Origin of the sequence: Luteolibacter rhizosphaerae (assembly GCF_025950095.1) — a bacterium.
GTDB classification, from domain to species: domain Bacteria; phylum Verrucomicrobiota; class Verrucomicrobiia; order Verrucomicrobiales; family Akkermansiaceae; genus Haloferula; species Haloferula rhizosphaerae.
Map to the genome: position 1 here is coordinate 115,940 of NZ_JAPDDR010000011.1, position 23,023 is coordinate 138,962.

23 protein-coding genes and 1 tRNA gene are annotated in these 23,023 nt (G+C 62.9%); 19 read left to right on the forward strand and 5 right to left on the reverse strand.

The genetic code is table 11. From position 1 onward, the window contains the following. Nucleotides 1-37: 37 nt before the first annotated feature. From OJ996_RS20290 to OJ996_RS20300, 3 genes are all read right to left on the reverse strand, one after another. Nucleotides 38-235, reverse strand: a complete 198-nt coding sequence (locus OJ996_RS20290) for a hypothetical protein (RefSeq protein WP_264515502.1) — start codon at nt 233-235, stop codon at nt 38-40. 22 nt (nt 236-257) lie between these two features. Next, nucleotides 258-2,021: a sodium:solute symporter family protein gene (locus OJ996_RS20295; RefSeq protein ID WP_264515503.1), complete on the reverse strand. Its 1,764-nt coding sequence runs from the start codon at nt 2,019-2,021 to the stop codon at nt 258-260. A 122-nt stretch (nt 2,022-2,143) separates the two neighbouring features. Further along, nucleotides 2,144-3,286: an aldose epimerase family protein gene (locus OJ996_RS20300; RefSeq protein ID WP_264515504.1), complete on the reverse strand. Its 1,143-nt coding sequence runs from the start codon at nt 3,284-3,286 to the stop codon at nt 2,144-2,146. 270 nt (nt 3,287-3,556) lie between these two features. On the opposite strand from OJ996_RS20300, the gene OJ996_RS20305 reads away from it, so the two are divergent. From OJ996_RS20305 to OJ996_RS20360, 12 genes are all read left to right on the forward strand, one after another. Continuing rightward, the gene (locus OJ996_RS20305) at nt 3,557-4,000 is read left to right on the forward strand and encodes a GAF domain-containing protein (RefSeq protein ID WP_264515505.1); all 444 of its coding nucleotides are present in this window, start codon (nt 3,557-3,559) and stop codon (nt 3,998-4,000) included. Nucleotides 4,001-4,045: 45 nt separating this feature from the next. Then, entirely contained in the window at nt 4,046-4,540 is a 495-nt protein-coding gene (locus OJ996_RS20310; protein WP_264515506.1) for a Jag family protein, read from the forward strand. Beyond that, nucleotides 4,537-5,007 (forward strand): DoxX family protein, encoded by a 471-nt coding sequence (locus OJ996_RS20315; protein ID WP_264515507.1) that lies wholly within the window; start codon nt 4,537-4,539, stop codon nt 5,005-5,007. Before OJ996_RS20310 ends, OJ996_RS20315 begins: the two co-directional genes overlap by 4 nt. A 110-nt stretch (nt 5,008-5,117) precedes the next feature. After that, a complete protein-coding gene (locus OJ996_RS20320) occupies nt 5,118-5,465 on the forward strand; it encodes an acyl-CoA thioesterase (protein ID WP_264515508.1) in 348 nt (115 codons plus the stop codon). A gap of 80 nt (nt 5,466-5,545) precedes the next feature. Then, nucleotides 5,546-6,007 (forward strand): hypothetical protein, encoded by a 462-nt coding sequence (locus OJ996_RS20325; protein ID WP_264515509.1) that lies wholly within the window; start codon nt 5,546-5,548, stop codon nt 6,005-6,007. A gap of 1,031 nt (nt 6,008-7,038) precedes the next feature. Continuing rightward, complete coding sequence (locus OJ996_RS20330) at nt 7,039-8,895, forward strand: DUF1592 domain-containing protein (RefSeq protein WP_264515510.1); 1,857 nt, start codon at nt 7,039-7,041, stop codon at nt 8,893-8,895. Further along, on the forward strand, nt 8,892-9,272 hold the full coding sequence (locus OJ996_RS20335) for a hypothetical protein (protein WP_264515511.1): 381 nt from the start codon (nt 8,892-8,894) through the stop codon (nt 9,270-9,272). Before OJ996_RS20330 ends, OJ996_RS20335 begins: the two co-directional genes overlap by 4 nt. Before the next feature lie 19 nt (nt 9,273-9,291). After that, nucleotides 9,292-10,698, forward strand: coding sequence for a DUF1552 domain-containing protein (locus tag OJ996_RS20340; protein WP_264515512.1), 1,407 nt, complete (start codon nt 9,292-9,294; stop codon nt 10,696-10,698). Nucleotides 10,699-10,968: 270 nt separating this feature from the next. After that, a complete protein-coding gene (locus OJ996_RS20345) occupies nt 10,969-13,119 on the forward strand; it encodes a TonB-dependent siderophore receptor (protein WP_264515513.1) in 2,151 nt (716 codons plus the stop codon). Beyond that, nucleotides 13,119-14,063 carry an alpha/beta hydrolase gene (locus tag OJ996_RS20350; protein WP_264515514.1) on the forward strand — a complete coding sequence of 315 codons (945 nt, stop codon included), beginning with the start codon at nt 13,119-13,121 and terminating at the stop codon, nt 14,061-14,063. The genes OJ996_RS20345 and OJ996_RS20350 overlap by 1 nt, the downstream gene beginning before the upstream one ends. Before the next feature lie 327 nt (nt 14,064-14,390). Next, nucleotides 14,391-14,837 carry an IS200/IS605 family transposase gene (tnpA, locus tag OJ996_RS20355; RefSeq protein ID WP_264515515.1) on the forward strand — a complete coding sequence of 149 codons (447 nt, stop codon included), beginning with the start codon at nt 14,391-14,393 and terminating at the stop codon, nt 14,835-14,837. A gap of 154 nt (nt 14,838-14,991) precedes the next feature. Beyond that, nucleotides 14,992-15,144: a hypothetical protein gene (locus tag OJ996_RS20360; RefSeq protein ID WP_264515516.1), complete on the forward strand. Its 153-nt coding sequence runs from the start codon at nt 14,992-14,994 to the stop codon at nt 15,142-15,144. 10 nt (nt 15,145-15,154) lie between these two features. On the opposite strand, the gene OJ996_RS20365 is transcribed toward OJ996_RS20360, so the two are convergent. Continuing rightward, the gene (locus OJ996_RS20365) at nt 15,155-15,541 is read right to left on the reverse strand and encodes a type II toxin-antitoxin system death-on-curing family toxin (RefSeq protein WP_264515517.1); all 387 of its coding nucleotides are present in this window, start codon (nt 15,539-15,541) and stop codon (nt 15,155-15,157) included. A gap of 5 nt (nt 15,542-15,546) precedes the next feature. Beyond that, nucleotides 15,547-15,729 (reverse strand): hypothetical protein, encoded by a 183-nt coding sequence (locus OJ996_RS20370; protein ID WP_264515518.1) that lies wholly within the window; start codon nt 15,727-15,729, stop codon nt 15,547-15,549. A gap of 181 nt (nt 15,730-15,910) precedes the next feature. Here OJ996_RS20370 and OJ996_RS20375 point away from each other — a divergent pair, with 181 nt between their 5' ends. From OJ996_RS20375 to OJ996_RS20405, 7 genes are all read left to right on the forward strand, one after another. Then, on the forward strand, nt 15,911-16,912 hold the full coding sequence (locus tag OJ996_RS20375; RefSeq protein WP_264515519.1) for a beta-ketoacyl-ACP synthase III: 1,002 nt from the start codon (nt 15,911-15,913) through the stop codon (nt 16,910-16,912). A 375-nt stretch (nt 16,913-17,287) separates the two neighbouring features. Next, nucleotides 17,288-19,144 (forward strand): POT family MFS transporter, encoded by a 1,857-nt coding sequence (locus OJ996_RS20380; protein ID WP_264515520.1) that lies wholly within the window; start codon nt 17,288-17,290, stop codon nt 19,142-19,144. Between the two features lie 8 nt (nt 19,145-19,152). Continuing rightward, a complete protein-coding gene (locus tag OJ996_RS20385) occupies nt 19,153-19,959 on the forward strand; it encodes a TatD family hydrolase (protein ID WP_264515521.1) in 807 nt (268 codons plus the stop codon). A gap of 112 nt (nt 19,960-20,071) precedes the next feature. After that, entirely contained in the window at nt 20,072-20,704 is a 633-nt protein-coding gene (locus OJ996_RS20390) for a LysM peptidoglycan-binding domain-containing protein (RefSeq protein ID WP_264515522.1), read from the forward strand. A gap of 11 nt (nt 20,705-20,715) precedes the next feature. Further along, the gene (locus OJ996_RS20395) at nt 20,716-21,696 is read left to right on the forward strand and encodes a TlpA family protein disulfide reductase (RefSeq protein WP_264515523.1); all 981 of its coding nucleotides are present in this window, start codon (nt 20,716-20,718) and stop codon (nt 21,694-21,696) included. Between the two features lie 160 nt (nt 21,697-21,856). Next, nucleotides 21,857-22,600, forward strand: a complete 744-nt coding sequence (locus OJ996_RS20400) for a BlaI/MecI/CopY family transcriptional regulator (RefSeq protein WP_264515524.1) — start codon at nt 21,857-21,859, stop codon at nt 22,598-22,600. A gap of 257 nt (nt 22,601-22,857) precedes the next feature. Continuing rightward, nucleotides 22,858-22,932, forward strand: a tRNA-Val gene (locus OJ996_RS20405). Nucleotides 22,933-23,023: the final 91 nt, after the last annotated feature.

Consider the following 23,023-nt stretch of genomic DNA (forward strand, 5'->3'; position numbering starts at 1 on the left):
GCGCGGAAAAGCAGCCCCGGTGGAATCTGGCGGGAGATCAGGCGCCCTTGCCCGCTCTCTTCGCGAAGAACAGCATCACGAGGCCGAAGATCAGCATGACCACGCCCCAGATCGTATTGACGGGGATGTTCAGCGATTTCTCGTACATCGCGTCACCCTTGGTGAAGAGGCCGTAGCCCGTGAGCATCACGCCGTAGATCGTGAAGACGTAGCCGATAGGAAGTCGGAGATCCATGGTAGGTAGGGTTTCGGGGTTCTTACCAGAAGATGTAGTTCAGGACGATCACGGCGACCATCACGAAGGAACCGAGAACGGCGGGACGCAGGATCCAGGTCTCGTTCTCGTCACGATGTTTCGGCGTGAGCGAGTAGACCAGGCCGCGGAGTTCGTCGTCGCTCTTCTCGCGCTTGGTGACGAGCGAGAGCACGGCGTTCACGATGAAGGTCACGCTGAAGGCCACGATGGCGATCCAGAAGTTCTGGGACATCTCCTTCGGGAATACGATCTCCGAGGCGATCCAGCCGCCCTTCACGCCCGGAGGATTTCCGGCCGCGATGCTCATGCCGTGGAAGACCACCGCCGCGGTCGTGCCGACCACCAGACCCCAGAAGGAGCCGGTGCTGTTCGACCGCTTGGTGAACATGCCGAGCAGGAAGGTCGCGAACAACGGCGCATTCACGAAGCCGAACACGAGTTGCAGGATCGACATGATGTTGTTGTACTTCGACGCCACCAGCGCGAAGCCCATCGAGGCGATGATGCCGAAGATCGTCGCATACTTGCCCATGCTGAGCAGCTGCTTGTCGGTCTGGTCCGGCTTCATGGTCTTGTAGAGGTCGTAGGTCCAGACCGTGTTGAAGGCCGTGACGTTCGCCGCCATACCGGACATGAAGGAGGCCATGAGCGCCGTCAGCGCGAGACCCAGCAGACCGTTCGGGAAGTAGTGGAAGATCATCGAAGGCAGCACCTGGTTGTAGTTATACACCGTGGCGCCCGCGTCGTTGAGCTTGGTCGGGATCGAGTAGCCGGGGGCAGGATCGCTGGTCAGAGCGTAGGCGATCAGGCCGGGCAGGATGACCACCGCCGGGAAGAGCATCTTGGGGATGGCGCCGATGATCGGCGTGCGGCGGGCCGCACCCATCGAGTTCGCGGCCAGCGCGCGCTGCACTTCCGCGAAGTTCGTGGTCCAGTAGCCGAAGGAGAGCACGAAGCCGAGGCCGAAGAGGATGCCGTACCACGGCACGCCCATGGGGTTCTCGGTGCCGCCGGTCTGTGCCCAGGAGTGCAGGGCGCCCTGGCCTTGCTCGGAGGCTTGCAGCTTCGCCACCAGGCCGTCCCAGCCGCCCACGTTCTTCAGGGCGATGTAGGCCAGCGGGGCGATACCGAAGACGATCATGAAGAACTGCAGCACTTCATTGTAGATGGCGGAGCTCAGACCGCCCTTCAGCACGTAGGCCAGCACGATCACCGAGGTACCGATCAGGCAGAGCGAGTAGTCCCAGCCGAGCAGCGCGTGCATCAGGTCCGCCAGCGCGTGCATCGAGATGCCGGAGGAGGCCACCGTCATGAAGGCGAAGGAGACCGAGTTGAAGACGCGCGTCGGTTCATTGTAGCGCATCTTCAGGTATTCCGGCACCGACTTGGCCTTGGAGCCGTAGTACATCGGCATCATGAAGACACCGAGGAAGACCATCGCGGGAATCGCGCCGACCCAGTAGAAGTGGGTGGTCATCACCCCGTATTCCGCACCGGAGGCGGCCATACCGATCAACTCCTGTGCGCCGAGGTTGGCCGAGATGAAGGCGAGTCCGCAGACCCAGCCCGGGATGGAACGGCCGGAGAGGAAGAAGTCCTCCGCGCTGTTCATGTATTTCTTCAGTGCGAAGCCGATGCCGAGGACAAAGGCCAGGTAGATCGCCATGATCGACCAGTCGATGAGGTGCAGGTCGGGTTTGGCCATCCCTTCGGTGGAAATGGCGCCGCCGGCGGCGGCAAGCAGCGGGACGAATTCGGATAACATCTTGGGTAGGGCGGGTTTCGCGGAGCGAGCGGCAGTTGAAGCGGGAGGGGCGCTTCCTATCAAGAGACGAGTGCGTGCGCCTCCCGGGAGGAAGGCGCACGCGGATGAATCGGATCGAGGGCTTATTCAGCCAGGAACTTGTGGACCATCGTGTGAGTGTAGGTCTCGCCGGGCTTCAGCACGGCGGAGGGGAACTCGGGATGGTTCGGAGCGTCCGGGAAGTTCTCGGTTTCCAGGCAGCAGGCGGTGCGGAAGGCGTATTTCTCGCCCTTCTTGCCGGCCACCTTGCCGTCCAGGAAGTTGCCGCCGTAGAATTGCACGGCGGGCTTGTCGGTGGAGATCTCCAAGACGCGGCCGCTCTTCGGATCCTTCAGGCGGGCAGCCAGGCGGATGCCCTTCTTCGGCGTGAGCACCCAGGCGTGGTCGTAACCGCCGCCGAGCTTGAGCGCTTCGAACTTGGTTTCCACGCGGTCACCGATCGCGGTCGGCTTGGTGAAATCCATCGGCGTGTCCTTCACCGGGTCCAGCTTGCCGGTCGGGATCAGGCCCGCGTCGGTCGGCAGATACTTGTCCGCATCCAGCATCAGGATGTGGTCGTTGATCGTGGTCTTCGGGTCGCCGCTGAGGTTCCAGTAGCTGTGGTGCACGATATTGAGCACCGTCGGCGCGTCGGTGGTGGCGGAGACTTCCCACTTCAGCTCGTTGGCCTCGGTGAGGGTGTAGGTCACCTTGGTGGTCAGGGTGCCGGGATAGCCTTCCTCGCCATCCGGAGAGACGTAGGTGAAGGCCACGGCATTCGCCTTCTCATCGGGCTCGGCCTTCCACATGCGCTTGTTGAAGCCGACCTTGCCGCCGTGGAGGTGACAGGGGATGCCGCCGGGCTCGTTGTTCGTGGCCAGGGTGTATTCCTTGCCGTTCAGGGAGAAGACGCCCTTCGCGATGCGGTTGCCGAAGCGGCCGACCGTGGCGCCGAAGTAGGGATTGCCCTCGGAGAGATAGCCCTCGGCGCTGTCGAAGCCGTGGGTCACGTCGGCGACCTTGCCGGCCTTGTCCGGCACTTCCATGGCCACCAGCGTGGCACCGAGGTCGGAAAGCTTGGCGCGCAGGCCGTTTTTGTTGGTCAGCGTATAGACCTTGGCCTCTTTGCCATCCGGGGTTTTTCCGAAGGATTCCATGGCGATTTTCTCAGCGGAAGCGGTTCCAATTTGGGCGGCTCCAGTAAGGGCGGCGGCGGCCATCAGCGTCATCAAAGGCTTGGTTTTCATGGGTTGCTCAAACGGGGTTGAAGGGTGGAACCGGTTAGGGATCGGTGTAAATGCCAAATCCCGTCCTCATCCTAGGTTCCTCCCATCCTCCGCTGAGGCCCGGGGACAAGCAAGGATTCCCTGTGTAAACAAGGCTGCCGCGTTTGGACCGGGAGCGGCACGATGGGAGGAAAGTGCGGATTCCGTCTTGTCGCCTTTTCGGGCGGTCTGACCTTCCTTTCTCAGGGAAGATTTCCTTGTCTCCCGGCGAGCCGGGGCGAGAAAGACGGCATGAGCCTCGACTTCCAGACCAGTCCGGACCCGGCCGCATGGCTCGATGATGTCCTCGCCGCCTTCAACTGCCAGACCGGCACCCTGCACAAGGCGGACGGCGGGTTCCTCGATCTGGTGGTGGCGAAGGGCGTGCCGGATTTCCTGCTGCCGAAGATCAGCCGCATCCCCTTCGGCAAGGGCATCGCCGGGGCCGCGGCGGAGCGCCGGGAGCCGGTGGAGCTCTGCAACCTGCAGGAGGACCTGGGCGATGTGGCCCGGCCGGATGCCCGCCAGACCCAAGTCTCCGGATCGCTCGCGGTGCCGGTTTTCGCCCCGGATGGTGAGCGTGTGCTCGGCACGCTGGGCGTGGGCATGCATGCGCCTCATGATTTCAGCGCGGATGAAAAAGCGCGGCTCGCGGCCATTGCTACCCAAGTCGGTGCGGTATGGAGTGCAAATTGAGCGCCGACATTGACCAGCGGGCTCTTCGCTCGTTAGATAGGGGCCATGACACCCGTCGGGGCCGCGAAGAAGATACTCGACACGATGCTGGGTCACCTCGGTTTCCACCCGGAAATCGAGGTCATCGACAGTGACGACGAGCCGTGCCTCCAGATCCATACCCCCCGCAGCGAGCTACTCATCGGCAAGGACGGGGAACGGCTGGACGACCTGCAGTACCTGGTGAACCGGGTGCTAAAGAAACACTTCCCGAAAGCGCCCCGCGTGCGGATCGACTGCGAACACTACCGCGCGATCCAGGAGGACAAGCTCGCCGCCGAAGTGCGCGGCGCGGCGGAAGCGGTGAAGGCCAGCGGCAAACCTTTCAAGATGCGTCCGCTGAACGCCTACTACCGCCGCCTGGTGCACAACGCGCTGGTGGATGAGACGGAAGTGGAGAGCGTTTCGCCCGGCGGCGACGAGCGGCTGAAGCGCATCATCATCCGCCCCCGCGGCTCCGGCCCGGCGGAGGGCGAGGGCGAGAGCACCACTTCCGAATGAAACGCTTCCTTTTCGACTGCGGCACCCGCGATCCCCTTGCCTCCACCGGTCTCCTCGTCCTGCGCGCGAGCTTCGGGCTCATGATGCTGTTCGGCCACGGCATCGTGAAGTGGCAGAACTACCCGGAGATGCTGAAGATGTGGAATGTGACCCCGGCGATCTGGCCGCTCAGCACGATGAGCGCGCCGATGAGCTTGATGGCCACCATCGGCGCGGAGGTCTTCGCCTCGGCCCTGCTCGTGCTCGGCCTGATGACCCGCCCGGCGGCCTTCATCCTCGGCTTCGCGATGTGCGTGGCAGCCTTCCAGGTGCATGCGCTGGATCCCTTCTTCTCGAAGGGCGGCGCGGCCAAGGAGATGGCGGTGCTCTACCTCATCCCGGCCTTCGTGCTGATCATCACCGGCGGCGGCCAATGGTCGCTGGATGCCGCGCTCCACAACGACGACAAGCGCCGCCGCAGGCGGTGAGCGATGAGCAAGGAGCAGAGAGCATGGAGATAGAGTTCTTGGCTTCAGCCTCTTTCTCTCCGCTCCAAGCTCCAAGCTCCAAGCTCCAAGCTCCGAGCTCTCCGCTCCTCATGGAAACCCATCGACTCGTCCTGCCGGAGGACCTGAACCACTTCGGGTTCCTCTTCGGCGGGCGGCTGCTAGCATGGGTCGATGAAGCCTGCTGGATCGCCGCCTCGCTGGATTACCCGCACTGCCAGTTCGTCACCATCGGCATGGACAAGGTGGAGTTCCACTACTCCGTGCGGCAGGGCACGATCCTGAACATCCGTTGCGAGAAGCAGCGCGAGGGGAATACCTCCGTGAGCTATCGCGTGGACGTCTTCGACCGCCGGAATCTCCACGCCCCGCCGATCTTCAGCACGGGCATCACCTATGTGAGCGTGGATGACGCGGGCCGGAAACGTCCGATCCGGTAAGGGCACCGGCAGGAGGCTCCCCCCTGTCCTTTCCACGGACTTGATCCGGATAGGGAACCATCGATGCTCTTGGTGTCGATATGGGTCACTGCGTTACAGCCCTCATTGCGAATCAGAACATCTCCGCCTATCTCCGCGAGAATCACTCGCTGGCAGCTGTGGACTTGGGGAAGGGTTGGCATCTGGTGCCGTTGGATGACGATGATCTCGACAATCTGGGTCTGGATTTCAGCACGGTCCTAGACGGGTTTAATTACCTTTCTCCAAGTCTGAGGGACTTCATGATCGAGCTCTCGGGCCTCGGGGCTCTCGCCTACGTCGAAACGGAGTATTTCGGCGGGGAAGGTGGTCAGGCGGCAGCTGCCTTCAAGGAGGGCAGGCTGCTCGCCACCCCCTCTGCCGAAGAGCGGGCTATCAACCGTGCTTTGCGGTCCATCGGGATCTTCGCGCCGGAAGGGCTCGACGAATTTGATCACATCGGTCTTTCCCGCCATCGCCACACCTCCGACTGGAAAGAGGCTGCCAGCGAGGCAAAGGCATGAGTGAGTTCACAGACAGGGGACCAGCAGTTAATGGATCGGCTGAAGGCTAATGCCGTTAAGGACTCATTTTTGAAGAGCAGTCCGTAAGGAGCTTCGGACAAATTGACCACGGATTATACGGATTATACGGATCTAGCGGATTACGCGGATGAGGCTGTGTTGGCTCCGCGCAAAGAGACTCCCATTCGAGATCCTTCAGATCCTGTCTTTGAATCCGTCCAATCCTCTAAATCCGTATAATCCGTGGTAAATGGGGTCTACCAGCCCTTAACGGCATTGGGCTGAAGGCGGTGCTTGCTGACCGAAGCGGACGACGCGAGTATTCATTCGATTGTGAAAAGACTCCTCCCCATTGCAGCAGGTTTCTGGGTCCTCGCCGCGCAGGTGTCGGCCGGTGGTCCGGTGATCCGGACGAACGATCTTCCGGCGGGCTCGGAACTTCGTAAGGACCTGTCTTGGGAGACGGAGAACAAGCAGTTGGAGGCGAGGATTCTCAAGCTGATCCCACTGGGGACCGCGGAAGGCGATGCCAAAGAGTTCTTCAAGAAGCACATGCCTCCGAAGACACAAAGGTCTTCGACGAGGGTGGAATCGCCAAGGATCTCCCGGAAAACCTGCTCAACAGGCCTTATACCTCGTATCGCATCTACAGCGAATACCACCCGCTCAATTTAAGTTTGCAGTGGATCGTGGTTCTCTTCTTCTTCGAGCAAGGGAAGCTGGATCAAATCCACATCGCGCGGTGCGCGGTGTCTGCATAGACTCGGTCGAGCTCGCTGCCTTGGACGCGGCGCGAGCTACCGGATCGAGGCGTCCGAAGACCTCGAAACTTGGACCACCATCGAGAGGGGGATCAGCGGCAGCGGGGTCCTGGCCAGCCGCCTCTACAGCTTGAAGGAACACGGGAAGCGCTATTTTCGGGCGAAGCGGGAGTGAGGCAGTTATCTTCCGCCCCATTGGCACTGAAGATCACGCTGCACGTTCAAAACATTGAAAGTCCGCGCAGTTTCGGGACGTTTTAGGGTCGCCTCGTGTCGTATTCCCGCGTCATTCTCCTGAGCCTTGCCAGCGCCCTGCCGGGTGCGGCGGATTCGTTTTCAGACAAGGCCACGCCCTTGCTCTCAAGATATTGCTACGACTGCCACGGCGAGAAGAAGCAGAAGGGCGGGATCGAGGTGCATCACCTGACCTCGCAGGAGGCGGCCTTCAAGCAGCACCGCTTCCTCGAAAACATCGCGAAGCAGGTGGAGGACGGCGACATGCCGCCGGATGACGAGGACTTACTGCCCACCCCGGAGGAACGCGCCGCGCTGGTCGATGAGATCCGCGGCGTGCTGAAGAAGCTGGAGAGCGGCAGCTTCCCGCGCAATCCGGGGCGCACCACCGTGCGCCGGCTGAACCGGAACGAGTATAACAACACCGTCCGTGATCTCTTCGGCATCGATTTCCAACCCGGGAAGGACTTCCCCTCGGATGGCGCGGGCGGCGAGGGATTCGACAACGTGGGCGATGCGCTCTTCGTGCAGCCCTCGCTGATGGAGAAATACCTGTCCGCATCGAAGCGGATCATCACGGCGATCTACGAGGACCCGAAGAAGCGCGAGCGGGTGATCCTGGCGAAGCCGGGCGACAAGACGACGCCGGAACAAGCGGCACGCACGGTGCTGCTCACGCATGCCTCGCTGGCCTTCCGCCGACGTGTGACGGATGAGGATCTCGCGCCGCTGCTCGCGGTCTTCGGCAAGAAGCTCTCGGAAGGTGCCGCCTATGAGGATGCGCTGCGCCCGCCGCTGCAATCGCTGCTGCTGCACCCCGCCTTCCTGTTCCGCATGGAGGACGATCAAGCGGGCAAGGCAGAGTGGAAGGTGAACGACTTCGAGCTGGCCACCCGGCTCTCCTATTTCCTCTGGGCCTCGATGCCCGACAAGCCGCTGCTGAAGCTGGCGAGCGAGGGCAAGATCTCCGATCCTGCGGTGCTGCGCGCGGAGACGCTGCGCATGCTGGCCGACAAGCGCTCGGAGACGCTGGCGCGGCACTTCGCCGGGCAGTGGCTGGGCTTCGAGGAACTGCGCGAGGTGGCGGAGCCGGATCCGAAGCGCTTCCCCACCTTCACCCAGAGCCTGCGCGTGGCGATGTATCGCGAGTCGGTGGAGTTCTTCAATCACCTGATCCAGGCGAACCGCCCGGTGAGCGACTTGATCCATGCCGACTACACCTTCGCGAACGACGAATTGGCGAAACACTATGGCATCGGCGGCGTGAGCGGATCGCAGATGCAAAAGGTGTCGCTCACCGATGCGAACCGCGGTGGCGTGATCGGCCAAGCCTCCATCCTCACGGCCACCTCGCTGCCGCTGCGCACCAGCCCGGTGAAGCGCGGCAAGTGGATCCTGGACAACCTGCTCGGCACGCCCCCTCCCCCGCCGCCACCGGATGCAGGCGTGCTGCCCGGCGATGACAAGTCGCCGCAGGGACTGTCCTTCCGCGAGACGTTGGAATTGCACCGGCAGAAGGCGAGCTGCGCCGGCTGCCACGCGAAGATCGATCCGCTGGGCTTCGGCTTGGAGAACTTCGATGCGATCGGCCGCTGGCGCACGACCGACGCGAACGGTGCGCCGATCGACTCGAAGGCGACCATGGAGGGCGGCATCAGCTTCTCCACCCCGGCGGAGCTGAAGAAGTTGCTGCAGGGATCGGACGAGCTTTTCCTTCGAAACCTCGCCCGCAAGATGCTAGCCTATTCGCTAGGCCGGCCGCTGGAGTATTACGATGAGCCGGTCGTGAGCGACCTCGTCGGCAAGCTCCGCAAGGATGACCTGAAGATGCAGTCGCTGATCCTGGCGATCGTCGAGTCCCACCCCTTCCAGAACCGCAGCGCGAAGAGATGATCCCGCTAAGACGCCACCTCCTGCGACCGCTGCGGCATCCCGAGTTCACGGGACCGGGCATGCTGTGTCTGGCTGTCGGGAGCGCGTTTATCGGCTACGCATGGGCGATCCAACCCGTGGCCGAGGCCTTGTGGATCGGAGGCCTGCTGCTTGTCACCGGAGCGGCTCTCCTGCTCCAGACTTGGGTGGGCACGGCGTTGTTCATAGCGGTCTTGGCGCTCTGCTTGATCGACGGGAACGGACGCATCGAATGGACAGGAATGGGAGTGATTCGCCTCGCGTCAGGATTGGTCTTCGTCGCTTCCATGGTCCATTGTGTGATCGAACAGATCACTTACCTTCGTTTCCGCAGGAAGCATCGCATCGCTGAGATTTGAGTTCATAACCCTATTCATCATGGCCAATATCCAATCCCAGAAGTGGCTGATGCCGCGCCGCAGCTTTCTCCGCGGTGCGGGGGCCACGCTCGCGCTGCCTTTCCTTGATGCGATGCGGCCGCTGATGGCGGCGGGTTCATCGGCCTCGCTGCCGGTGCGGATCGCGCTGCTCTATATGCCGAACGGCGTGCGCGCGGATCGCTGGACGCCGGAAGGCAAGGGCAAGGGATTCAAGCTTTCCCCCATCCTCTCGCCGCTGGAGAAGCACAAGCAGGACCTGCTGGTGCTGACCGGCCTGCAGAACAAGGCCTCCTTCACCGGCGACGGCCACTATGTGAAGACCGGCGGCTGGCTGACCGGCACCACGATCACCAAGACCACCGGATCGGACATCGCCGCGGGCGGGATCTCGATGGACCAGATCGCCGCGCAGCATCTGGGCCGCGATACCAAGCTGCCTTCGCTGGAGCTCGGCACGGAGCCGGTGGCCACCGGCATCGACACGAACGTGAATTACACGCGGCTCTACGCCTCGCACATCTCGTGGAAGACCTCGACCGTGCCCCTACCCTGCGAGATCAACCCGCGCGTGGCCTTCGACCGCCTCTTCCGCAGCCGCTCGAAGGGTGGCGAGAAGCAGGCCGCCGATGACAAGTCGGTGCTGGATCTGGTGAGCACGGATGCCAAGCGCCTGCAGGCGAAGCTCGGCCAGGCGGACAAGAACAAGCTGGAGCAGTATCTGGAGTCCATCCGCGAGGTGGAGCGCCGGATCGAGGCGGAAGCCGCATCGCTCGGAGCGGGTGAGAACCTGCCGCCGGAGCTGCTCAAAAAGCTGGACGAACTCGACAAGCGGATCTCGAAAGGCATGGGCAAGGCGACCCGCGAGGAGGAGCTGAACTCCCGCCCGCGCTTCGACCACGGCGAGCACTGCCGGATCATGATGGACCTGATGGTGCTGGCCTTCTGGTCGGACTCCACGCGGGTATCTTCCTTCATGTTCGGCAACGACGTGACCGGCCGGAACTTCTCCTTCCTGGAAGGCGTGAACGGCGGCCACCACGATCTCTCCCACCACAGCAACGATCCCGGCAAGCTGGACCAGTACGAGAAGATCAACCGCTGGCACGTGGAGCAGTATAGCTACATGTTGGACCGCATGAAGGAGATCAAGGAGGGCGACGGCAACCTGCTGGAGCGCTCGATGGTCGCCTTCGGCTCACCGATCCGCGACGGCAACGCGCACGATCCGAAGAACGTGCCGATCGTCATCGCCGGGGGCTCGAAGCTCGGCCTGAACAACGGCACTCACGAAGTCTATGATGAAGGCACCCCGCTGTGCTCGCTGTGGCTGGGCATGCTCGACAAGGCCGGGGTAAAGGCGAAGGAGCTGGGTGATGCGAGTAGCGCCCTTAGAGGAATCGGCTGACGCGCCAGCGCCCGGGAGCGCGGAGCCTCCGGCCCGCAGAAGCTACCTCGAACTTCGTCTACTCCCAGGCCCTTGAGGCGATCTCGAGCTCCTCAGTAGGGATACGCAGCAAGGGCTCCTTCTGCGGGCCGGAGGCTCCGCGCTCCCGGGATGGCAATTGACCGTCAATCCGCGTTTCAAACCTCAATTTCTCCCAAGATTCCAGAGGGGAACTCGTTAGGGTGCCGCACGCTCTTCTCCGGGGCTGCGCGACTCTAACAGAAATTACCGATGCCCCTGCGCGACCCGCTCCCCCTAATCCCCTCAATCCTAGCAGCTTCCTTCATCACCGCCCCCCTACTGGCCCAATCCACCGAACCCGATGCTCTCAAAGAGATCGTGGTGAAGGCCCGGGACGATCGCGGCGCGGTCGCACAAATTGCGGAAGCACCGACAAAAACAGACACCCCGCTGATTGAAACGCCGCAATCCGTGTCCGTGGTGAGCCGGGCGGAGATCGAGCGCCGCGGGGCGCAGAGCGTGGCGGAGGCCTTGGGCTACACGCCCGGCGTGGTGATCGGCGTGGGCGGCGAGGACAGCCGTTTCGACGACATCCTGATCCGCGGCTACGATGCGGGCAGTACTTCCACCAACATGTATCGCGACGGCCTGCGAGTGCCGGCCGGCGGCCAGTGGACGCGCACGCAGTTCGATATCTTCGGGCTGGAAAGCATCGAGGTGCTGAAGGGTCCCTCCGCCGTGCTCTTCGGCCAGGTGGCGCCGGGTGGCTTGGTGAACATGACCAGCAAGCGCCCGACCGCGGAGCATCGCGGGATGGTCTCCACCCAGTACGGCAGCTTCGATACCTGGCAGGCGGCGGCGGATATCAGCGGCCCGATCGATGGCGATGGCCAGTTCCTCTACCGCATCGCCGGCCTCTATCGCGATGGCGGCTCGCAGATCGATCACACCGACTTGGAGCGCAAGTTCATCGCGCCCTCCTTCACCTGGAACATCAGCGAGGACACCTCGCTCACCGTCCTGGCAGCGTATCAAGAGGACCGCGGCGGCTCGACCTTCCAATTCCTGCCGGTGGCGGGCACGCTCTACCCTGCGCCGCTTGGCTACATCCGCCGCGAGAACTTCCTGGGCGAGCCGACTCACAACACCTACGAGCGGGACCAATGGTCGCTGGGCTACGAGCTGAAGCACCGCTTCAACGAGCACCTGAGCTTCGTCCAGAATGCGCGCTTCTCCGATAACAGCACCTTCTACGAAGGGGTGGTGGGCGGCACCCGCGGGGCGGCGCTGCTGCCGAATGCCGCCGGAGTGTGGACCCGCCGCGCCGTGCGGGGCATCGGCGATGCGCACAACTTCACGATCGACTCGCGGCTGCAGGCGGACTTCAGCACCGGACCGATCGAGCACACGCTCATCGGCGGCTTCGATTACCTCCGCACCGGCTGGACGCACCTGCGCACCGGCCGCACGACGACGCCGATCAATATCTTCCTGCCGATCTACACCGGCGTGACCGGCCCCTTCACCGCGCAGGTGGGGCAGGACACGGTAGAGAGCCAGCACGGCATCTACATCCAGGACCAGCTCAAGTGGGGCGGCTGGCATCTCACGCTCGGCGGGCGGCGCGATAGCTCGGACATCGAGCTGCACAATACCCTGACCAATGCAGTGAGCCGCACCAGCAGCCACGCGGATACCGGTCGCGCGGGCCTGCTCTACCTCTTCGATAACGGCATCGCGCCCTATGCGAGCTATGCCACCTCCTTTGAGCCGGTGGCCGGCACGGATGCGAATGACGTTCCCTTCGATCCCTCCGAGGGCGAGCAGGTGGAGATCGGTGTGAAGTACCAGCCGAAGAATTTCAACGCGCTCTTCACCGCTTCCGCTTTCCAGTTGAACCAGGAGAATGTGCTGACGCTGGATCCGAACGATCCGCTCTTCCAGACGCAGACCGGCGAGATCGAGCTCCGCGGCATCGAGCTGGAAGCGAAGGTCGCGCTGACGGAAGGACTGGCCGTGACCGGCGGCTGGACCTTCATGGAGTCCGAGATCCTGCGGAACAACGACGGCAACCAGGGCAACGACTTCATGAACGTGCCCTCGAACACCGGCTCGATGTGGGTGGACTACACCTTCCAAGGCGGCCCCCTCGAAGGCCTCGGCATCGGCACCGGCGTGCGCTACGTGGGCGACCGCTTCGGCGACAATGCGAACACCTACCGCATCCCTTCCTACACGCTGATCGATGCGGGCATCCGCTACGATCTGGGCAAGCTCTCCGGTGCGCTGGAAGGCGCACGCATCGCGCTGACCGGCACGAATCTGGCCGACAAGGTCTACGTGGCGAAGGCCGAGACCAACATCTCCGCGAACTACGGTCCGGGCCGTGCGCTGAACCTGAACCTGAGCTATCACTGGTAATGATCCGACATCTCATCCCGCTTCTCCTGCTCTCCACCACCCCGCTGCTGCATGCCGCGGAGGAGCCGGTGGTGAAGCCCTACGAACTCGCGCGAAGCGAGGAATTCACCCTGAAGTCCGCCGCGGGTAAGGAATACCGCATCATGGTCTCCCTGCCTGAGGGCAAGGCACCGGAAGGCGGCCACGCGATCACCTACCTGCTGGATGGCGACGATCTCTTCCCGGTGGTGACCAGCGTGCTGCGCCTGCAGGCAGGCACGGGGAAGCTCTCAAAGCACAACGGCATTGTGCCCGGCATCGTGGTGGGCATCGGCTACAACGGCGAGTCGCGGCGCGACTTCGACTACACGCTGGATGCACCGCTCGGCCCGCCGGAGACCTATGTGAATGGCAAGCCCTACCCGCCGCGCCCCGGTGGCGGTGCGGAGGAGTTCTACAAGTTCCTGAACGACGAGCTGCGCCCGCTGATCACGAAGCGCTACACGCCGGACCCGCAGCAGCAGACGCTGATGGGGAATGGCTATGGCGGGCTCTTCGCGCTGCACGTGCTTTTCACACGACCGGAGGCCTTCCAGACCTACATCGCCTCCAGCCCCTCGATCTGGTGGAACAACCGCTACATCTTGGAGGAGGAGAAAGCCTTCACGGAGAAGCTGGCGGGCAAGCCGGTGAACGCGAAGCTGGTGATGACCGTGGGCGAACTGGAGCAATCGCTCACGCAGATCGAACACGCCTGGCCGGAGAGCGAGCGCGAGGAGCATCGCCTGAAGGTCACGCGGCGGAAGATGGTGGATAACACCCGCGAGCTTTCCTGGCGTCTCGGTGCCTTGTCCGACAGGGGGCTGAAGACGGAGATGAAAGTGTTCTCCGGCGAGAGCCACAAGTCGGTCATCCCGATGGCCGTGAGCTACGTGCTGCCTTTCGCTTTTCCCCCGGCGGGATAGTCCGCAGCGCTCTGGTAGCGTGTGCGGAGGAAGCGACCCTCGCGGGCCTACGGGGCATCGCGAGGGTCGCTTCGGATTTTATGAGGGCCTCTTGCTACTACGGGGTGGCATCAGAAGCCCCGGCAGGGGCGGAAGATATTAGCCGGTGGCGTGAGCCACCGGAAAGGAAGGGCTGAATCATTGAGTCCCGGAGGGACGACACGGAGCCACGTTAGGAAAGCGGTCCCCAATCCCCTTCCGCATCGACCGGCTCGCGTCACAGCTGGGCTAAACGGGACAGATTGACTCGATTCCTGTCGATCCACTATTTCTCATTCACCCGCCTCGATGCCTTCGACCCATCTTTCACTACATTTCCACGTGGTCTTCAGCACGAAGGATCGGATGCCACAAATCTCCCCGGAATGGAGGGATCGCTTCCACTCTTACATCGGGGGCTTGGCAAAGAATGCAGGTGTTGTCCCGGAATCCGTGGGAGGCGTGGCGGACCATGTGCATCTCCTCTTGGGATTGCCGGCAACAGTCGCATTGTCCGACTTGATCCGGGCGATCAAAGCCAACTCCTCGAAGTGGGTCCACGAAGAGATCGGGATGGAAAAGTTTGCGTGGCAGGAGGGCTACGGGGCATTCACCGTAAGCCCGGGGAATTGCGAGTCGGTGGCGAACTACATCGCGAACCAAGAGGAGCATCATCGCACGCGCGGGTTTCAGGACGAGTATCTCGAATTCTTGAAGAAGGCGGGCGTGGCATATGACGAACGCTTCCTCTGGTGAACTCCGTGTCGTCCCTCCGGGACTCGGTGATCCTGTCCTTCCTTTCCGGTGGCTCACGCTACCGGCTAATCTCGGCCGTCCCTGCCGGGACTTGATGAGCGGAACAGAAGCCAGTGCTTCCATCGCCCGCCGCAAGCTGCCAGCATCGTCACCCATGAAACCTGTCTGCTACGCCCTCCTTCTCGCTCTCGCCGCTCTTTCTACCGGCTGCATCGTCCGCGAGACCGTGACGGAGCATGGCGAGGTGGTGTCCGACAAACTGAAGGTGGAGGAGCCATTCGAGAAAAAAGAGGTGCCGACGCTCTAGAACCGTGGGCTCAGCTAAAGAGTTCCCGCATTACCTTCGCCATCCCGGCCCGGTCGAGGCGATGGGCGGAGATATCGATCATCGGTTGGTAAAGCTTCATAGGGTCGATTCGGGTGGTATCGACACCATTGCACTCCAAGAAGATCAGGGCACTAGCGGCGGCAGTCCGTTTGTTGCCATCGATGCAGGCTTGGGCCTCGGCGATGTGGAAGGCATACGCGGCAGCAATCTCGAACAGGTCGCCTCGGAGGTAATGATAAACATTGCGTGCCTGCATCGCCGCAGATTCGAGGCCGCCGGGATCCGCGATTCCTGCGGCACCGCCATGCTCCGCCAAAGATCGACGGTGGATCGCCTCGACGTGGTCCAAGCTCAGGAAAAAGGGTTCCTCCGCCATCGCGACTAGCGGGCGAGCTTATCAAGGAGTGGCGCGTGGTGGTCGAAGACCTTGTCCATCGCCTCGCGGACCCTGCTAGCCGGGATCTCGCGCTCGCCCCGGCGCGCGTCCATCCAAGCGGCGAGTTCGGAGAACTCCTCCGGACGCAGCTTCTCGATCGCGGCTTCGATTTCGGCCAATGTGCTCATGGAACGCGGGAAGCTAGCATGGCGGGGCCCGGCTTTCAATCCCCGCTTCCCATGCCATGAGGAAGCTCGGGGGGCAAATGGAGGGCCCGGGCCCCGGGTCCCGGCCCCCTGCGACATCTCCCCCCCTCCCCACCTTTGACACTTGCCACCCTGCCGGGGGGTTTTCACAGTCCGCCCGTTCATGAGCGACTCGCCTTCTTCGCACCAGGTCTGCATTGCCGGGACCGGGAGCTACGTGCCGGAAAAGATCCTGACCAACGAGGACCTCGCCAAAATCGTGGATACCTCGGACGAGTGGATCCTCAGCCGCACGGGCATCCGCGAGCGGCGGATCGCGGCGGAGGGCGAATTCACCTCCCACATGGCGGCCAAGGCCGGGATGAAGGCGCTGGAGCAGGCGGGCATCACGGCGGACGAGGTGGAACTCATCATCGTGGCCACGATCACGCCGGACACCCTGACCCCTGCGACGGCTTGCTACGTGCAGCAGCAGATCGGGGCGCTGGGCGCGGTAGCCTTCGACATTTCGGCGGCCTGCTCGGGCTTCCTCTACGCGATGAAGATCGCCAAGCGGCTGATCTCCGACGGCGCTTTCTCGAACGCGCTGATCATCGGCGCGGAAAAGCTTTCCACCTTCGTCAATTGGGATGACCGCACCACCTGCGTGCTCTTCGGCGATGGCGCGGGCGCGGCAGTGCTGCGTCGTGCGGAGCCGGAGGAGGGCTCGATCCTGGCCACGGAGATGGGCACGGACGGTCGCCTGACCCACCTGCTGAATATTCCCGGCGGTGGCTCGGCCTGCCCGATCACGAAGGAGAACGTGGGCCAGCACCTGGCCGCGCTGACGATGATGGGCAAGGAAGTCTTCAAGCACGCGGTGAACCGCATGAAGGAATCCGCCGAGAAGGTGATCGAGCGCGCCGGCCTGAAGCCGGAAGACATCGCGCTGGTGGTGCCGCATCAGGCGAACCTGCGGATCATCGATGCGATCGCGGACCGTCTGGCGGTGCCGCAGGAGCGGGTCTTCGTGAATCTGGAGAAGTATGGCAATACCTCCGCGGCGGCAGTGGCCATCGCGCTGGATGAGGCGAACCGCTCCGGGCTGATCAAGCGCGGCGACAATGTCGTGATGGTGGTCTTCGGTGCCGGCCTGACCTGGGCTGCGGCGGCGGTGAGGTGGTGAGGTAGGCAGGCGCAGCCTGCTGCCGTGAAGCCGTAGGGCGAGTTGCGGGCTTCTCTCCGGAGAGGTGTAGGACTACTCGGAGCTCGCTTGGTGTGGAGGCACGGCACATCGGGGCTAGGGATGATCGAGAATGTGAAGGGCATCCACCCTTGCGCCGCAGCAGGCTGCGTTCGCGAAAGCGGCAGCAGGCTGCACGCAGTCCAAGGCGGCTGCGCCGCGATGGAACCAAGCCCACCAAAAACCAATCCCCGGCCCGGCTCCTGCTTACCGCGCGGCTCCGTGTCATTTCCCGGGTTGATTCCCGTGCTTTACGGCGCGGACACAGCTCCCTAGCTTCCGCGCCAAGCTCCGGTCTCCCGTCCTGATAAAACCATCATGTCCACCTACCGCACCTCCGCCATCGACACCGACAAGATGCCGCCCGGCATCCCCTACATCATCGGCAACGAAGCGGCGGAGCGCTTCTCCTTCTACGGGATGCGGACGATCCTGGTGGTATTCATGGTGCAGTACCTGCACCTGATGGATGGCGCGGAGTTGAAGGGCATGTCGAAGGCGGAGGCGATGGTGTACTACCACAACTTCACCGGCTGGGTTTACTTCACGCCCCTCATCGGCGCGCTGATCGCGGATATCTTCATCGGTAAATACAGCACGATCTTCTGGCTCTCCCTCGCCTACTGCATCGGCCACGGCTGCCTGGCGCTGATGGGCACCACCGGGGATGCCGTGACCTGGATGATCGCCGGTCTCATCTTCATCTGCATCGGCGCGGGGGGGATCAAATCCTGCGTGGCGGCCCACGTGGGCGACCAATTCGGGAAGAACAACCAGCACCTGCTGACGCGAATCTACAATTGGTTCTACTTCTCGATCAACTTCGGCTCCTTCTTCTCGACCGCGCTCACCCCCTGGCTGCTGGTGAAGCACGGCCCGCACTGGGCCTTCGGCGTGCCCGGCGTGCTGATGGCGATCGCCACGCTGATGTTCTGGCTGGGCCGGAACAAGTTCGTGCACATCCCGCCGGCCCGTTCGCGCTTTTTCGATGAGGCCTTCTCCCGCGATGGCCTGGTGGCGCTGGGCAAGCTGATCCCGCTCTTCCTCTTCATCGCCGTCTTCTGGGGCCTCTACGATCAGACCGGCTCCTCCTGGGTGCTTCAGGCGCAGCAGCTCGACCTGCAGCCGCTGCCTTTCTTGGATTGGAAGTTCGAGGCCTCCGCGGTGCAGGCGGTGAATCCGATCCTGATCCTGCTCTACATCCCACTCTTCAATTACCTGATCTATCCGGCGGTCGACCGCGTCTTCAAGCTGACGCCGCTGCGCAAGCTGGCGATCGGCCTCTTCCTGATGGCGATCTCCTTCTGGCTGGTGGGCTGGGTGCAGGGCCGGATCGATGCGGGCGAAAGCCCCTCGGTGCGCTGGCAGATCGCCTGCTTCATAATCATCACCGCCTCGGAGGTCATGGTCTCGATCGTGGGCCTGGAGTTCGCCTACACGCAGGCACCCAAGACGATGAAGTCCTGGGTGGTGGCGCTCTTCTACATGGCGGTGTGGGCAGGCAATCTGGTGACGGCGAAGATCAATCACTACATCCAGATCCCGAGCGCCGCGAGTGCGCAGCTCACCACCGCGATCAAGAGCCTTCCCGCCGATTGGAAGGACTCGCCGCGCAATGTCGTGCTGCCGGGCTTCGACGGCCAGACCGGCACGGATGACGATTTCATCCAGCACCTCACCTCCGGCAAGCCGGACACGCTGGAGATCCCGGGGCAGGCCGCCTATGCCAGCGCCGCCGCCACGATCGAAGCGGAAGCACGCGCGAGCGGCGACAAGCTGCCGGCCGAGGATGCGCCCCGCACGCTGGGCAAGGACCCCTGGGGCAATCCGATCCAATACAAGATCATCGACTCCACCCACTTCCGCCTGATGAGCGATGGCCCGGAGAAGAAGGCAAACAACCAGTGGAACCAAGGCGTGATCGTGACGGTGAAGAAGCCGGAGGCGGCCGGCACCGGCGATACCTGGCTGGAGCGCCGCAAGAAGGAGCTCGGCATCCCGGAAGAGAAAGCCACCACGGAAACACTCTATAGCAGCGAGACCTTCTCCGGCGGGCAGACGAAGCTGGAGGGCCAGGACTACTTCCAATTCTTCACTTGGCTCATGCTCGGCACCGCGATTGTCTTCGTGCCCTTCGCGCTGGCCTACCGGCCGAAGACCTACCTGCACGACTGAGCCTCTCCGTGATCACCGATTCCCACTGCCACCTCGCGAGCCACAAGTTCTCCACCGCGGAAGTCCCAGAACTGATCGCCCGCGCGCAGGCGGCAGGCGTGACGAAGATGGTGAGCCTGGTGACCGGGCTGGATGACTTGGATGCGAATCTCGCGATCGCCGCGGCACATCCGGAAGTGTCGGTCTGCATCGGCATCCATCCCTGCGAGGTTCACGAAGCGCCGGACGATGCGGTCGAGCAACTGCGGCCGCATGCCGCGGACCCGCGGGTGTGCGGGATCGGCGAGACCGGGCTCGATTACTATCACCCCGCTCCGGAGGGCTGGGAGACGGAGGCCTATCGCCAGCGCCAGCGGGATTTCCTGGAGCAGCACTTCCAACTCGCGGCGGAATGCGGGCTGAACGTGGTGATCCACACGCGCGATAGCAGCGGCGATGCTTCCTTCCAGGATGCGCTGGCGATCTACAAGAGACATGCCGGGCAAGTGCGCGCGGTCTTCCACTGCTTCATCGGGCCGGAAGCGAATGCGCGCGAGGTGATCGCGCTCGGCGGGCTGGTATCCTTCGGCGGCGTGGCCACTTTCAAGAACGCGGCGGACGTGCTGGCCACCGCGCTGGCACTGCCTGCGGAGAGCTTCATGCTGGAAACGGACTCGCCCTACCTCGCGCCGATGCCGCACCGCGGGAAGCGCAACGAGCCTGCCTATGTACGGCACGTGGCGGAGCATCTCGCATCGCATCGCGGGGTCGACTTGGAACAACTTGCGGTTGAAACCAGCGCGACCGCGCGCAAGTTCTTCCGTTTCCGCGATTGACCGCGGGGCGCAAGAGGATTTGAACGAAGCGAGGACACGGCCTCGTTTTCATAGCGAAGCGCCGGAGCTACCTGTCCCGCCGGTTCCTGCTAAATCCCTGCACACCAAATCCATGACTTCCACACGCTACCTCGCACTTGCCGCACTCGCCTTCGCCCTGCCGTCTTGCTCGATGTTCAAGAAGGGCGGTGGCGATGAGAACTACGACACCGGTGGTGAAGCCGGCTACGATACCTCGAATCCCTACGGCGTGCCGGACGGCGGCTCGGGCGAGTCCGTGCCGTACCAACCGGTGAATCCGCCCGCCGCGGAGAACCCGACCTACGGTCAAGCCGCCTACGAATCGAACACCACCACGCCCGCTCCCCACACTCCGGAGCCTTCCGCACCCGCAGCTCCACGCGCCGCCGCAGCCGCCAGCACCAGCCACACCGTGGTACGCGGCGACACGCTCGGCGCGATCGCCCGCAAGTACGGCACCACCGCCGCCGCGATCAAGCAGGCGAACGGCATGACCAGCGATACCGTGGTGCTCGGCAAGACGCTCGCGATCCCCGGCTCCTCCGGCCCGGTCGCACGCCCGGCTGCAAGCGCCGGCGGCGGCGGCAAGACCTACGTGGTGGTGCGCGGCGACACGCTCAGCAGCATCGCCCGCAAGAACGGCACCACCGTGGCCGCCATCAAGAAGGCGAACGGCATGTCCTCCGACACCGTCGTCCTCGGTGCCAAGCTCCGCATTCCCTGAATCCACTACCTATGAAATCCTCCGCGCTGCTCCGCTTCATCGCGCCGCTCGTCATCGCCACGGCCGCGCTCGCGCATGAAGGCCACGAAGGAGCCGCGGAGGATGATCCCTACGCCGGGATGCCGCCGAAACGTGCCGCGCTCGAGCGGATGATGTCCGAGCGCGGCGATGTGGCCGCCTTCGAGAAGGCGGCCAAGCAGGCGAAGGAAGTGGGCGTGGGCGACCAGGCGATCCTGGAAGCCACCTTCCTCTATCACGTCGATCGCCGCGACGATGCAAGGCTGGCGGCGATGCTGCCGCAGTTCCTCCAACGCAAGGAGACTTTCAAGATCGAGGAGTCCGAGATCTTCGGCGTGCAGGAGGACTGGCTGGCCGTGGTGGAATACGTGCAGGCCATCGCCGCACTGCAGAAGAGCGATCGCGACGGCTTCAAGAAGCACATCACGGAAGCCTTCTGGCTGAGCCCGCGGCAAGGCACCGCCTTCGCGCCGCACATCGACCGCCTGCGCATGGAGGATGCGATGCGCTCGGTGACGGTGGACTTCACCGCGAAGCTCGCATCGATCCAAGGCGGCGAACCGGTGCTGCTCTCGAAGCTCATGGAGAAGAAGAAGGGCATGCTCTTCCACTTCTGGTCACCGTGGAGCCGCGAGTGCGAGACCAGCATGCCGGACTTCAAAGTGACCGCGCTGGAGCTCGAGAAGCACGGCATCGCGGTCGTCTCGCTGATGGCCGACAGCGAGGAACAAGCGGTGGCGGACGCGAAAAAGATCGCCGGCGCGCTCGGTGCGAAGCCTCCGGGTGCATGGTTGATCGATCGCGAAACGGACACGATCTCGCGCACACTGCGCATCCAGAGCGTGCCCGCGATGGCTCTCATCTCCGCCGAAGGAAAGGTGCTCTTCAACGGTCACCCATCCGAAGATGCCTTGTGGGAAGCGCTTTCCAAGCTCGCTCCGGAGGCGAAGCGACCGAAGCTGGAGGAGAAGTGAGAGCCTCCCTTTAACTACGACGTACATCGTAGATAAGAAAACGACGCGCGGAGGAGCCTCGTAATTTATTTAAGTGTTCCGAAAAATCCGTCAATTTGAACTTGACGGATTTATGAACTACTAGCTTTATGGTGACACCAATCCGGCGATCACAACGATCATGGCGAGAGTCACACAACCCTCCAATCTCGAGCTGCAAGCACTGTCGGTATTGTGGCATGAAGGTCCATCTACGGTAACCGCCGTACTTGAGTTCCTCCCCGACGGGAAGGACCGGGCCTACACCACGGTACTGTCCGTCCTGCAGAGTCTCGAGCGCAAGAAGCTGGTGAAGCGGGTGCGCGTCGGACGGGCGCATGTCTACGAAGCCGCGTATCCCCAGGACACGATTGTCCAACGTGCAGCGCACGATTTTCTTACCAACGCTTTCGGGGGCCGTCTCGGTGAGGCGATCCTCGCACTACTCTCCGCCGGCACGTTAACGCCGGATGAGAAAACCAACATCGAACGCGAACTCAAACGACACAAAGCCATGGCTGCAAAGAAAACAGCGAAGAAGGCTGCCAAGAAGGCACCTGCCAAGAAGGTCGCCAAGAAGGCACCTGCGAAGAAGGCCGCCAAGAAGGCCGCTCCGGCAAAGAAGGCTGCCAAGAAGGTAGCGAAGAAGGTAGCGAAGAAGGCCGCTAAGAAGACTGCCAAGAAGGCACCTGCGAAGTCCGCCAAGAAGGCTGCCAAGAAAGCCGCCAAGAAGACCGTAGCGAAGAAGGCTGCCAAGAAGGCCGCCAAGAAGGCTCCGGCGAAGAAGGCTGCGAAGAAGGCACCTGCCAAGAAGGCCGCCAAGAAAGCCGCTCCGGCAAAGAAGGCCGCCAAGAAGGCTGCCAAGAAGGCCGCGAAAAAAGGCTAAGGTTTCAATCTCAGCTACAGCAGCGGCCTGACCGTCTGCTCGTGTTGAGTCCAACTGTCTCAAACGGCGGGGAGTTTCGGCTCCCCGCCCTTTTTGTTTCCCCGGATCGACCCTCGCAATCCCTTGGATCTGCGGGCTCCACGGCGGCTCCCCCACCCCGCAGCGGAAGAGAATCCCGGGATCGAAAAAAAGGGGTTGCATCCGCGGGAAGCGCCGCCCATTCTCCCGCCCCGCCCGAGGCGGGACACAAAAAAAACGCGCGGTTAGCTCAGTGGTAGAGCACCACCTTGACACGGTGGGGGTCACTGGTTCGATACCAGTATCGCGCACCATCTCTCTTTCAACGATTTAGCCCGCTTCGGCGGGCTTTTTCGTGCTTGGGTTTGTGTCCAAATAGTGCCCATTAGTGCCCGAAAACTCCTC